General features: G+C 48.0%; 9 protein-coding genes and 1 riboswitch. Of the genes, 6 read left to right on the top strand and 3 right to left on the bottom strand.

Annotation, left to right across the window (positions count from 1 at the left end):
* Positions 1 to 166 precede the first annotated feature (166 nt).
* The 4 genes from GUA98_RS21755 to GUA98_RS21740 all read left to right on the top strand — a co-directional run bounded on the left by GUA98_RS21755 (position 167) and on the right by GUA98_RS21740 (position 5,780).
* The gene (locus GUA98_RS21755) at positions 167 to 793 is read left to right on the top strand and encodes a bifunctional 4-hydroxy-2-oxoglutarate aldolase/2-dehydro-3-deoxy-phosphogluconate aldolase (RefSeq protein ID WP_153979975.1); all 627 of its coding nucleotides are present in this window, start codon (positions 167 to 169) and stop codon (positions 791 to 793) included.
* Between the two features lie 126 nt (positions 794 to 919).
* Positions 920 to 1,852: an alpha/beta hydrolase gene (locus tag GUA98_RS21750; protein WP_236146642.1), complete on the top strand. Its 933-nt coding sequence runs from the start codon at positions 920 to 922 to the stop codon at positions 1,850 to 1,852.
* 222 nt (positions 1,853 to 2,074) lie between these two features.
* Positions 2,075 to 4,456, top strand: a complete 2,382-nt coding sequence (locus GUA98_RS21745) for a YcdB/YcdC domain-containing protein (RefSeq protein WP_193724360.1) — start codon at positions 2,075 to 2,077, stop codon at positions 4,454 to 4,456.
* 196 nt (positions 4,457 to 4,652) lie between these two features.
* Complete coding sequence (locus tag GUA98_RS21740) at positions 4,653 to 5,780, top strand: transglutaminase domain-containing protein (protein WP_183526069.1); 1,128 nt, start codon at positions 4,653 to 4,655, stop codon at positions 5,778 to 5,780.
* Positions 5,781 to 5,880: 100 nt separating this feature from the next.
* Here GUA98_RS21740 and GUA98_RS21735 read toward each other — a convergent pair whose 3' ends face one another.
* Positions 5,881 to 7,359 carry an amino acid permease gene (locus GUA98_RS21735; protein ID WP_193724359.1) on the bottom strand — a complete coding sequence of 493 codons (1,479 nt, stop codon included), beginning with the start codon at positions 7,357 to 7,359 and terminating at the stop codon, positions 5,881 to 5,883.
* A 117-nt stretch (positions 7,360 to 7,476) separates the two neighbouring features.
* Positions 7,477 to 7,698, bottom strand: a riboswitch (Lysine riboswitch).
* A 145-nt stretch (positions 7,699 to 7,843) separates the two neighbouring features.
* Positions 7,844 to 8,986, bottom strand: coding sequence for a virulence factor (locus GUA98_RS21730; RefSeq protein ID WP_153979971.1), 1,143 nt, complete (start codon positions 8,984 to 8,986; stop codon positions 7,844 to 7,846).
* A gap of 225 nt (positions 8,987 to 9,211) precedes the next feature.
* Between GUA98_RS21730 and GUA98_RS21725 the strand changes: the two genes are divergently transcribed.
* Positions 9,212 to 9,676: a hypothetical protein gene (locus GUA98_RS21725; RefSeq protein WP_193724358.1), complete on the top strand. Its 465-nt coding sequence runs from the start codon at positions 9,212 to 9,214 to the stop codon at positions 9,674 to 9,676.
* Between the two features lie 15 nt (positions 9,677 to 9,691).
* Here the strand turns inward: GUA98_RS21725 and GUA98_RS21720 are convergent, their stop codons facing one another.
* Positions 9,692 to 10,390, bottom strand: coding sequence for a response regulator transcription factor (locus tag GUA98_RS21720; RefSeq protein ID WP_193724357.1), 699 nt, complete (start codon positions 10,388 to 10,390; stop codon positions 9,692 to 9,694).
* Between the two features lie 341 nt (positions 10,391 to 10,731).
* Here GUA98_RS21720 and GUA98_RS21715 point away from each other — a divergent pair, with 341 nt between their 5' ends.
* Complete coding sequence (locus GUA98_RS21715) at positions 10,732 to 13,578, top strand: ATP-binding protein (protein ID WP_193724356.1); 2,847 nt, start codon at positions 10,732 to 10,734, stop codon at positions 13,576 to 13,578.
* Positions 13,579 to 13,612: the final 34 nt, after the last annotated feature.

The following is a 13,612-nucleotide window of genomic DNA, read 5'->3' as shown; positions in this document are numbered from 1 at the left end:
GTTGAATGGGGGTTCTCCACCGACATTCGCCCATGCTGATAAGAGAGGTTTTTTGGGTTGTGTATTTCATCAAGGATAAATTCGTTTTACAATATGAATTAACGGAAAAGCGGTGATACTAATATTGTCTTCGGCTGCCGAATCTATGAAGCAAGGGGAAGCTCGCATGAATTTGACGGAAGTACTACTGGAGTCGAGGCTGGTTGCCATTGTTCGCGGCATTAGCCGGGAAGCAGCAATAACAGCAGGAAAAGGCATGACAGACGGTGGAATCCGCCTGATGGAAGTAACGCTCAATACACCCGGGGCACATGAGATTATCGGAGACTGGCGGACCCGGCATGAAGGACAGGCTTATATTGGAGCAGGAACGGTTCTTAATGTGCAGATGGCCAAGGATGCAGTGGCAGCAGGTGCTCAATTTCTGGTATCGCCCAATGTCGATCTGTCCGTTATTGAATATGCTGTAGAACATGGGGTGGAAATATGGCCGGGAGCCATGACACCTACCGAGATTGTTGCTGCCTATGAAGCAGGCGCACGTGTGGTGAAGCTATTTCCGATGGCGAGTCTGGGACTGCCGTATTTACGGGAGATCAAGGCACCGCTTAATCATATCCCGCTGCTTGCAACGGGCGGAGCTAATCTAAACAATATCACAGACTACTTTGCTGCTGGTGCAGCAGCTGTAGGACTTGGCAGTGCACTTTTGCCGAGAGAAGCACTGGATGGAGGTAATCATGAACAGATTGCAGCATGTACACATGCATTTGTGGAAGCAGCCAGAGTCTAAATGTAAAAAACGCAATCAACAATATGTATATTTGGGTATATATAAAAGATGTAGCTATTTAACAGAACGTTAATGGTATTGGCGTAGAATAGGTGTAAGACAGAGGCCGGAGAGGAGAAATGCACAGTGAAAGCCAGAACGATGATTAGTGGAGTTATTGCGGTTGCTGCCGTGACGGCAGGTGGCTTATGGAAGGCAGCGGTGAAGAGTCAGACACCCAAAAAGATCCCCATCACGATTACTCCGCCCATGCCATTCGAAGATGTCACCTTCGAGAGTGGCGGAGGACGGGTTCATGGATGGTTTATTCCGGCTGGTGCCCATGTTCCCAAACCTTGGCCATTAATCATTATCGCCCATGGCTGGGGTTCCAACCGATCACGTGTGCTCCGTTACGCACGTCCCATCTGGGAAGCCGGATATGCTCTCTTCATGTATGATGTCCGGAGTCATGGGGCGAGTGATCCGGTAAAAGCAGCGTCTGCCTATCTGTTCCGTGACGATCTGCTCTCGGCACTACGCTACACCACCTCTCGGCCGGAGATCGATCCGGGTGCCATCGGCGTGCTCGGACATTCCCTTGGAGGTCTGGGAACGATCATGGCGGTAACGGAACATATTCCGGTGTCGGCCGTCATCACGGATTCGATGCCATCCCAGTTTGAAGTAATCGTCAGTTCGGAGCTGAAACGCCGGCGGTTGCCGCTGTTCCCACTGGCACAGTTGATTCCGCGGATCTGGTTCTGGAGGCTCGGTGAATCACTGAAAACGTACCGCCAGCGCGATCCGGTCCTGCTGCTGAATGAACGGCGTAAAGGCATGCAGCTGCCACTGCTTATGGTGCATTCCAAGGGAGATAATTTTATCCCGCCAAGTGAGCTGGAATACTTCATGTCCAAGGCTGATCCGCCTGTAGAGCATCTGTGGGTGAATAGCGGTGGACACAGCTGCTCAGAGGAAGACCCTGCCTTCTGGGAGACCGTCATTCCGTTCTTGAAAAAACATGTTCAGGTTCAGGCTCAACCGAACAATTCGGATATAACCTCTAATAAATCCTAATAAACCGTCAGCCTGCATGACAATCAGGCTAACAGTAAAACGCCAACCAGGTTGGCGTTTTTTGGTATGTTGCAACCATTATGCAAAAATTCTCATTTGTAAAATTGTTGGGAAAATGACGATTAAAAAGGAAGCTTATGGTATCATAGAATAGACTGGCAATATTCATGCAGGGTTATTTCGCATACATCCATGTATGAAATTGAAGGGAGAGGTCCAGATTTGAGTTTTCAGATTCGATTCAAAATGATGACAGCCAGAGCTGCTTCAGCAGCCATGGCGGCATTGCTTCTGGCATCGCAGACTCCAGGGTTTGCAGGCAGCGTGTCAGCAGCACAAGCAGAACAGGTAACAGAAGCTGTACCGGGGGAAAATGAACAACTAGACGTGACTAGCAATGACGTGCCTGAGGGGGCTAAAATCTCCTCCAAGCAAGCCAGTGAGAATATATTGAAACTGTTTCCGATGTTGAAAAAGGCGACCATCACCTCGTCACAATTTGATCCGAACAACCAATTCCCACCGCTGGAGTACAAAACATGGGATATCGGATTTCAAATTACCGAGGGGAATCATTCCATGGGGTTCGGCGCATCTGTACATGCAGGGACAGGGGAAGTCCTGAGTGTACATTTGCCATCTGATTTGCTGGATAAGCAGTTATCGGGGTCAGAAGCCAAACTGACCAAGGATGAAGTGGAAGAGCAGGCTGTGGCCTTTCTGTACAAGGCCATCCCTGGTTTGAAGGAAGGTGCATACGCATCTTTGGGAGACCTGTACCAACCGGCGGGACAGCAATCGTTGTTCGGCAGAACCGAATATCAATTTGCATACCAACTGAAGCATGACGGTTTGTTATCTGAGGCGGAGAGGGTTTACATAAGTGTGGATCAAAGTGGCCTGGTAACAGGATATTCACGAATGACGACCGCGGCGGAGTATCCTTCATCGAAACCGGCTGTGTCTGCAGAGAAGGCAAGGCAGCAATTCGAAGACCAGTTCGATGTGGAGCTCGCCTACATTTCGAAAAACCGCCTGTCTTCCAAGCAAGGTCAGCAGTATTATCTTGGATATACGCCGAAGGATTCCAGCATGGTTCCGCTTGAGGCGAATACACTGGAGCGGTTCAACGCCATGACTGGAAAAGTCATTACCGAGGATACCGTACAACAGGACAAACCGCTGAAAGGCAGTGTGGCCGCTTTTGTTCCAGCGAAAGGACAGAGACTGAATGCCCAGCAGGCGGAGAGCCTGGTGAAAAAGAGCTTTGACATTCCGGAAGGATACAAGCTGGATTACAGCCAGTTAAATAAAGGCAGCTACTGGAGCCCGAACAATCAGGTTTGGAGTCTGAGCTGGAGCAACCGGAACGCGAATATGTCCTATATGTTCATGCGGGACATTTCAGCACAAGTGGATGCCACCACCGGACAAATTTACAGCTATAGCCTGTATCAGCGAATAGGTTCGGATGCCGCACAAGAGAACCCCGATGAGAAAAATGAAGGCAAGTCCGTAACCCGTACACAAGCCGAGAAACTTGCGATTAATTCGGTTATTGCACTTGTGCCGGATGCCACGGAGCAGTTCAAGCTGTCCAGCGTGCTTGAGGTAGAGGACGCACGTACGTTCATTTTTCAGCGTTACTTGAATGGAATCGCCATTAAGGATGATCTGGTGCAGGTACAGGTCCTGAACGATGGAACGATTAGCGAATTTTATGCCAATCTTGCTGCAACGCCTGAGCAGCTGCCTGCAAGCAAAGAGCCTGCGATCAGCTACGAAGAGGCAAAAGCGGCCTACCTCGAAGAATTCAAGCTGGTTCTGGCATACTCCCGTTATGGTGGACTGGGCACGAGCAGTGGCCAAGTCACGCCGTCGGGGATCAATCTTTCATATATGCCTACACGGGATGATCAATCGATCAACGGCGGCTATGAAGTACTTGATGCCAATACAGGCGAATGGACGTCTTTGTACAACACTTCCAGCACGGCAGCTCAAGCTGCACCTAGTGATATTGCTGGTCATGTGGCCGAAGAGGCCATCCTTAATATGACCCAGCATAGCGTCCTGGTCCCTGATGAGCAGGGACGTGTCTTCCCGGATCGGGTGATTACCCGAGGAGATTGGTTTAACTATCTCGCAAGAGCAGTTAATCCGAATCTGGACATCTATTACACGGTGAACGGGGATGACAAGCTGTATGCGGACATTACGCCGGATAGCCCTTACTATCAGGCAGTGCGTACACTAATTGACCAGCGCTGGCTCGCTGGCGCTGATCCAGAGGTCAGTCTGAATCCACAGGATGAGATGACTCGGGAAGAGCTGGCTGTATTACTTGTCCGTATCCTTCGTTACGAGAAGCTGGCTGGTTTCTACAGCATGCCATCAGATCTGCCGAACCTTGTAGATGCGAATTCGATTACCAATAAAGGTGCCGTATCTCTTAGCATGAAGCTGGGATTGCTTCCTTCCATTGAAGGACGTTTCATGCCGGCGCGCAAAGTGACTGTTGCTGAAGCGTCACAGGTACTGGAGCGATTGGCCAAGCTGCAGGGCAAGACAGATTCATTTATGACAGGTAGTCGTCTGTATTAAGAGGTATTCTTGCATAACCCGCTCTGGTAAGTCATAGGCTGGATATAGCGGGTATGTGTTTTTTTGCTGAAGACAAGGGAGACCTTCTGCGGAAGGTCTCTTTTGATGCTTTTCGACAAAACTAGAAGCCTGACGTCAGATCCTTTTGTGATACAATGAGGCTTGAGAATGTTGCAAAGAGAGGTGGTATCCTTTCATGGGCAAAAACGGAAAACGAGTGATCACCATATTGCTGGCAGGCTGTCTGATTGCGGTGGCTTTACCTCGTGCGGTTGACCTGGATCAACTGTATGCTGCATCCGACACATCAGATATTTCCACAACCAAGGATTTACGTCAGACGCTGCTTACAGCCATGTCACAGCGAACGGAGGAGCTTGTATTTACATACAAGGGCGATGTGAAAGGACTCAAAAAGCAGCTCCAGAGCTCCATTGATGAAGCAATGACCAGTGATCCCTATATCCAATATACCGTCAAGAGTTATGCTTTTAATTATAAAGGTTCCAACGTGTCGGCCGAGGTCCATGTGAATCTGTCCTACCGGGAGACCAAGGAACAGACCGATTACGTTAACCGCAAAGTAACCCATGTTTTAAAAGAGATTATTACACCTGGCATGACGAATCATGAAAAGGTAAAAGCGATCCATGACTGGATTGTTCTCCATCTTGCCTATGATACTTCTCTTCAGAAATACACGGCCTATGATGGACTTGTCACGGGCAGCACCGTATGTCAGGGGTATTCCCTGCTGGCATACCGGATGCTGGAACAGGTCGGCATTGAGAACCGGATTGTGGAAGGTACGGCAGGTGATCAGCTGCATGCGTGGAATATTGTGAAGCTGGACGGCAAATGGTACCACATGGACACGACCTGGGATGATCCGACACCTGACCGTAAAGGGAAAGTTAGCCATAATTACTATTTGCTCAGCGATGACGAGATGGCACGTGACCATATCTGGACGGGCAAAGGCAAATATCCGACTGCACCAGCTCCTTACCGGGAGGCCCTGCAAACCTTGATACAGAGCGGCGGCAGCAAGGCACCTGCGTATCAGAAGCTGTACCACACGCTGGAATATTCGCTCTATGACGAGAAAGATGCGGTTAGTGGACATTCCGCACTGGAAACCAAGGTGCAGAATGTGCTGAAGGAAGGTGGAACCACACTGACTTTCAGGTACAAAGGTACCGAGACCAGTCTGGTTGAAGATTTGCAGAATTTGTATCAGCTCGGGATGAAATCGATATCGTATTATGTGTCCAAAATGGAAGATACAACGGATCTGCGTGTGAAGATCAATTGGACGTTATGAATCAAGGCGGATGTAATAACGCCTTCATCTTATTCAAAACAAAATCCCCCTGCTTCTAAACCGTACAGAACGGTCAGAAGCAGGGGGATTTTCTATGAGATTACTGCGCAGAGGAATCCGTAGGGGAGAAGTCACATTCCTTCAGCGGCACCACTTTGGTTTTCTTGATCCACTTGTAACCAAGCCATAGAATCAGGAACAGCGGTACACTCAGGTAGGCAACAAGCGCTCCGCTCCAGTCGATCTGATCGCCCGTAAAGGCCTGGTAGTTCTGTCCGATAATAACGATGATACAGAGTACAAAAGCGAATATCGGTCCGAACGGGAACCAGCGTGCGCGATAAGGCAAGTCTTTCAAGTCCCTGCCCTGGGCAACATAAGCCCGGCGGAAGCGATAATGGCTGATGGCGATGCCTAGCCAGGTGATAAATCCACACATGCCGGAGGCATTCAGCAGCCAGGTATACACAATACCGTCACCGAACAGGGAAGCGAGAAACGCCAGCATGCCGACAGCTGTAGTTACAAGCAGGGCATTCATTGGAATGCCTTTTTTGTTCAGTCGTGCAAGGAAACGCGGCGCCTTGCCATCACGGGCAAGAGCATAGAGGACCCTGCTTGAAGCATACATGCCAGAGTTGCCGGCAGACAGCACAGAGGTCAGAATGACTGCATTCATGACCGAAGCTGCAATGGCAAGCCCGGCTTTTTCAAATACCAGCGTAAATGGACTGACACCGATATTGTTCAGATCACCTTTGAGCAGGTTCGGATGCGTATACGGGATGATCAAACTGATTACCGTGATAGCCAAAATGTAGAAGATCAGAATCCGCCAGAATACCTGCCGAATGGCACGAGGTACATTCTCACGCGGATTTTCACTCTCACCCGCAGCGACACCAATGAGCTCGGTTCCCTGGAAGGAGAACCCTGCAGCCATGAACACACCAAGTACGGCGAAGAATCCGCCATGGATGGGCGCATCACCCACTGTAAAGTTGCTGAAACCGACGGCTTCTCCGCCCATAATACCGAAGATCATCAGCACACCTACGGTCAAAAAGATAATGACGGTAGCCACTTTGATGATGGCAAACCAATATTCCGATTCGCCATAACCTTTAACAGAGAGCACATTCAGAGCAAAGATTAAAACGAGAAATAGCAGGCTCCATAACATGGACGAGCTGTCAGGGAACCAATACTTGATGAGTACCGTAGCTGCAGCCAGTTCGGCCGCAATGGTGACGGCCCAGTTGTACCAGAAATTCCAGCCCATGGCGAAGCCAAGTGCGGGATCAACGAAACGAGCGGCATACGTATTAAATGAACCGGAGTCAGGCATAAATGTAGCCAGTTCTCCAAGGCTTGTCATCAGAAAGTAAACCATGATGCCGACGGCGGCATATGCAATCAATGCTCCACCCGGTCCGGCTGTGGAGATGGCGGTACCACTTGCGAGGAACAGCCCTGTACCGATGGAGCCACCGAGGGCAATCATCGTCATATGCCGTGCACGCAATCCCTTTTTCAGGGAACCGTTTCCTGCTGTTGTTTGCTTGTTGCGGTCTTGCAATGAAAACACTCCTTCACTCAGCGTACTGATGATATGGATCAATGGCACTATACACACAAAAGACCGCAGGCTTCAGCCTGCGGTCTTGATATCCATTGTCCGCACCTGTCCCAGATGTTATAAGATAGCTCAACACAGAAGAATTCATACCCACCCATGCGGGCTGGTGTGCATCTCTGTGACAGTTCTGTACCTTTCGGCAGCAGCCCCAACCATACTGGACAAATGTAAGGAACCGTCCAGCAGGCTTCGGCGGGTGCACCTTTCGGCTGATCTCATGAGCGGCTCCTTAGCGCCTCCTTCAGCTTACTGATCGCACCCGCGACCTCTACCTCATCATCATGGATGAGGTGTATCTATTGTCTATGAAATTAGTGAATAGCAGAACGTTACATGCCATGTTCTGTTGCTCAAACAGACATTCAGTATACCTTTCCTTGTTTCATCATGCAATAACAAAAGTTGGATGTTCTCTTAACAAGGACTATTCCGTCTTTTTGTTGCGTCCGGCCATTTGCTGCCATACGGTACCTGCAGCCTGTTCACCGGATTCAATTCGCTCCAGTGCCATCTTGGCCTGCAGGCTAACTTCAAATTCAGGATCGTCCGCTGCCTTCCGCAGAGCTGGTTCTGCTTCTTCGGTTCCCACTTCATATAAGAAACGGGCTGCCCGCCAGCGCACGAGTTTGCTGCTGTCGGTGAGCGTAGCCGTCATCGCAGCGGTTGCAGCCGGGTCGCCGATATCGGACAAGGTGTCTCCAGCGGTACGACGTACGGCAGGGGAGCTGTCTTTGAGTGCTTCATACAGCAATTCCATGGCTTCCGGCGTTTTGATATCTCCAAGATAGACTACCGCCAACCGGCGTATCTGCATTTTACTGTCATGCAGAGCGCGGGCAATAAGCGGCAATCTCTCTTCTGTAGGCTCCATACCGTCAAAAGCTGCATAGCGTACATTCCAATCCTCACTGCTCAGTGCCGCTTCCAGCTCGGCACCTTCCAGCTTGCGGCGGCGTTCCACAAACTCTTCTGTATTGGTTCCGTGCGCAATGGCCTGTTCAATGACCTGCTTCAGACGCTCCGGAGGATAGGCTGCCTCCAGCTCCTGCTCAACCTCGCGGGCAATATCCGGCAATTCGCCGTACCGTACGCCGTAATCACTTAACTTACGTTCTTTGATCAGCGTTGCACTGGCCACTTCGGTAACGGCCTTAACGAATCGATCGGAGAGAGAGATTCGTTCTTCCTTTGCACCGGCTTTAACCCGAATCTGCATCGGAACCCCGCGGAAAAACTGTACAAATACCTGTGCTTCGCCAAAATGCTCGCCTGACGCATCCTCGGATTCAATCCAGTCGAGGTCAATTCCTTGTTGGCCCAGACGGTTCTGGACTTCTCCCAGAATGACGGACCAGTCGGCATTCCCCTTGCGATCCAGCGCCACGAAGTCCGTGGTATGAAACACACTTTTAACACCAGGAATATGGAGCATCTGGCGGATAAACGCTGGAGCAGAGCGTTCATTATCCAGCGTGTAGGTTCTGCGGATCCCGTCTTCGAGTCGCTCATCAAGATGAAGCATCATCGTATTGGGACTGGGTGTTGGTTCAATGGAAACAATATTCATCGGTTCATAACCTCCTGTACCGGATTCATCATTTAAGTTCCCGTGATAGCAACGGGTATATTCCTATTTTACATGAATGGAGGCAAACTGCGAAATGGATGACAAACCTTACATAGTTGTGTGAGAAGTACTAAGATTGTTAACACTTCTTTCATGTTCACTCACAAACATTTTTAAATGAAGATCGGCACAATAAGTAAAATGAAACAACTGGAGGTTACAACTATGGAACGTATAACCGTACTTTCGGACGGAAGCCGCGGTATTGCTTATGAGCATATTATCGATTTGTTTAACGAGTGGATGGAGGAAGAGCAGGAAGAACGCATTCGAAGCGAGGAACAAAACCAGAAGCCGGGTTCAAGATCTACTTGGGGCCGATCATGTTATTGCATTGTCGATTACATGGATGCAAGCCAGGCCGTCTCGGCATCCAATGCCATTCGTGCCTTTTTGCCACAGCTTCCACTTCTGGTCATTACCGATTTCCAATCGTCGATTCGCAGACAGCATGTGCAGCAGATTACAGGTAACGGACTCATTAAGATGATGCTGTGGAATCAGAGCGAGCCACATCAGCTTTATTTGGATATTCAGAAATGGCTGTACTCCACACTGCAGGAGCAAGAAGAAGCCATGCCCTCTGCCATGTCGATACAGAAATACACACGGAGAGGGCATAGCCACTAATTAAGGATTATTGAATTAGGTCACATACTTATAACCTGTTCCCCAAACGGTCTTGATATAGCGTGGATTTTTGGGGTCAGGTTCGATTTTCTTACGCAAACTGGAAATATGAACATCAATGGTACGGTCCAGGTAGGCTCGTTCCGATCCTTTAATTCGGTCCATAAGCTCATTACGGGTAAATACCTTGCCTGGATATTTGTACAATTCTTTCATGATCTCAAATTCAATATGAGTGACTTCGATTTCTACCCCGTTGACGAACAGTGTCCGTCTATACTCATTTACACTCACATGTCCCGTATGTTCTGATGGTTTATCCTCTTTTGCTGGTTTGTCAGGATAAGAAATGGCGGATCTGCGCAGCAGTGCCTTGATCCTTGCGTCCAGCTCCTTCAGACTAAAGGGCTTACATAGAAAATCATCCGCACCGTTATGTAATGCTCGGAGCCGGTCATTCAGCATTGTACTTGCTGAAATCATGAGAATCGGTACAGTGGAATGCTGGCGAAACGCATCTACCAGATCATTTCCATCCATTTCGGGCAGCATCAGATCAGTCACAACAATATCCGGCCCGAACTGCGGGAATCGTTGAAGTGCCTCACGGGCGTGATGAACCCGTTCTGTTATGTATCCTTCCTCCTCAAGAAAGAAAGCAATCATGTCAGCCAGATTTTTCTCATCTTCTATAAGAAGTACTTTGATAGACATAGAGGTCACACTCCTGATGAAAAGAATTTGTTAAGAAATTACTAAAAAAAAACTGAGTTTAGTGTAGAAATACCACAAATTTTTTAATGTTTATATTCCAATATATAGGATGTATATGTAGGGGAGTACAAACTTGAGAAGAGATTCAGTATTTTACCATGGCTGTGTCTATTTTGCCGATAAATCAAATTTTACCAACAGAAAAACCTTTTAATATATACAGTATAATGTATCAGGGGGATTTGAGGAAAGAAAAGTAGATAGAACGGCTCTCGTTTATAGGAGGTACCAACGTTGTTGTTGAATACGGATATAGAACTTGGCCAAGAGGATGGTAGTCCATGCTCCGAATAATGGCCGCCAAAGTGCTGGTATGGATTGTAGAGAAATTGCGAAACGCTTGGATAGGTACTGTGATTCTCATCGTGCTGGGAGCCCTGGGAAGCATATATCCACTTACGTTGTTTTATGGCGTCCAGTTAATGTTCGGCAGTGCTGCTGTGCTTGTTGCCCTTCGCTTGCATGGCGGAATGTATGGTTTTATCACCTTTGCTGGAATTAGTGGAATACACCTGCTTTATAATGGCCCAACTTCACATTGTCTCTATATGGTCTTCGGTCATTTCATTGAGTTGATCTGGATGCTGGGCTGGCAGATGCGTTGGAAGAACGGAAGCGTTATGAAGGCCAATGCTGTGTTTTGGGTCGTGATGTTATTACCTGTCCTGGGATATGGGCATTATATCCTGAACATGAATCTGGATGAAGTCAAGTATGCATACATGCATATTGCCGTGGTCAGTATGGTTAACGCGCTAATCGCGGGAATCATCATAGACTTCTGGATCACCAATGGCGAGCATCCATCGAAAAGGACAGGCACCATCCCGCTTAGCCGAATTGCTTTTAAATATGTGGTCGTGTTTGTTGTTGTGGTCTCCCTATTTCTTTTATCAGCTGATAGCCGCAGACAGTTAAGTCAAATTCATGAAACGATTATATTAAATATGAAACACGCAGCGAATGCAGTGACTCAGGATCTGGATAAACGATTTTTGACGGTGCAAAATATGCAGAAGGCCATGGAGCGTTATCATCATCTATTGGATGTAAACGTCATTATTCTGGATAAGAATGATCGCGTGGTTGCCTCTGGACTGGATACCGTATTCATTGGCGAATATTTAAATACAAGCAATTATCGTTATCTGAAAGAGGGGGAGTCCTCCATTATCTTCCGATCAGGAGACGCGTATTACAGCGATGCGCTCACCTACTGGAAGCATGCTTCATTTATCTATAAAGCAGATGTGGAGTCAGATACTTCTTACCGTGTTTTTGTGGAGACAAGTTCAGCCAATTATTACTCACGGATTGAAAGAATCTATCTGACTACCCTTCAGAGTCTGTTTCTCATTTTTGTAACATCGATGGTTGTGGCTGCCCCATTAAGCCGAAAGGTCGTAAGTCCACTGATCAGGCTTACTCGAATGACTGGTTTGCTCCCGAGATTATTATTTCGTAAAGGCAAAATGAATTGGCCAACAAGCCATGTCATGGAAGTTCAGATTTTGATTGGCAATCTGCGCATAATGGCAGATGTTCTGCTCGAACAATTCGAACAGATCCGCCAGGACAAATTAACACTGGAGGACAGGGTTCGTGCACGGACCAAGGAACTGAAAAACAGTGAGGAAATCAAACGCGCCATCATCGATTCATCCATTGATGCCATTATTGCTGTGGATTCTAATGGACTGATCATTGAGTTCAATCCCGAAGCCGAAAGAATGTTTGGGCTAAAACGGGAACAGGTTGTTCTCGAGACCAATGCTCCGTCTCTTTTTCAAGGGGCGAGTTGTATGGAAATCAAGAAGATGCTGGAGAGATATGAATATATCCGAGGCAAGCGCCATGTCAATGTTGAGGAGATTTCGGGTATTCGCAGAGATGGGTCGGTTTTCCCGATAGAATACAAAATTGTGGAGATTCAGCTGGGCAACAATGAGAGGCTGTATAACCTGTTTATCAAAGATATTACTGACAAAACACGAGCAGAGGAAGAACGTGTGCGTCATGCACTTGCGCTTGAGAAACTGAATGCAGAATTGTTTAATGAGAAAATTGCGATCCAGGAACAGCGCGATATCAGTGAACACTTTATTGAATCCGTTCGGGAAGGGCTGGTCATGTCCGATCGCACTGGCATGATTACCATCGTTAACCGAAGGGTCGAGGAAATGTTCGGCCTGGGTAACTTCCTGGGCAGATCAATTGAAGAATTTGCTCATGCCATGGACAAGGTTGTCCTGACGGATGACTTCAATCTGGTGGAGCAAACGAAGGCTTTTTTGCACGGGGAACGTGCTTTTGTGGAGACCGAATTCAGTTTTAATAACAAGGAAAAAAGCGTATTTTCCCTCTATATTAAACAGGTGGATGTGCCTGGCAAAAACCATGGGTTCCTGCTTGTGTTCCGTGACCGTACGGAAGAAGAACGCCTGAATCGGATGAAAAACGAGTTGATAAGCGTGGTATCCCATGAGCTGAGGACCCCAGTAGCAACCATTATGGGGTATGTAGAATTAATGATGATGTATGATTTACCTGCTTCTCAGCGACAGGAGTTTATGGAAACGATCTCGTCGGAGGGCAGCCGGCTTAGCAGCCTGCTTGAGGATGTACTGGACATCCAGCGTCTCGACAACGACGGCATGACTTATCATATGACCTATGTACCGCTTCTGGAATTAGTGGAAGGTGTTGCTGAGCAATGGAATATCAAATCCATCCAGCGTATCTATGTGCATGCCTTTAACGGCGATTTCTTTGCTTATGCAGACCAGAATCGGATGACTCAGGTGCTTCATAATCTGATTGGCAATGCAGTGAAATACTCACCAGGAACCGAACGGATTGACATTACCATGTGGGAAGAAAATGAGTGGATATGCATTGACGTACGCGACTACGGAATCGGCATTCCGGAAAATGTGCAGGACCAGCTGTTTGCGAAGTTTTACCGTGTGGATAACTCTGACCATAGGCAGATCGGCGGAACCGGACTTGGACTGTATATCTCACGCAAAATTGTCGAAGATCATCATGGAACGATTACGTTTATATCGGCAGTTGGCAAAGGAAGTACCTTCAAAGTACGTTTGCCCAAGCAGGAGGATCTCCTCTAGGCAGGGGAGTTGTTCAGAGGTGCCATGTTGCTGA

The organism is Paenibacillus sp. P13VS, assembly GCF_015143645.1.
Lineage (GTDB): Bacteria > Bacillota > Bacilli > Paenibacillales > Paenibacillaceae > Paenibacillus > Paenibacillus xylanilyticus_A.
This window is presented reverse-complemented; position numbering and strand designations above follow the sequence as displayed.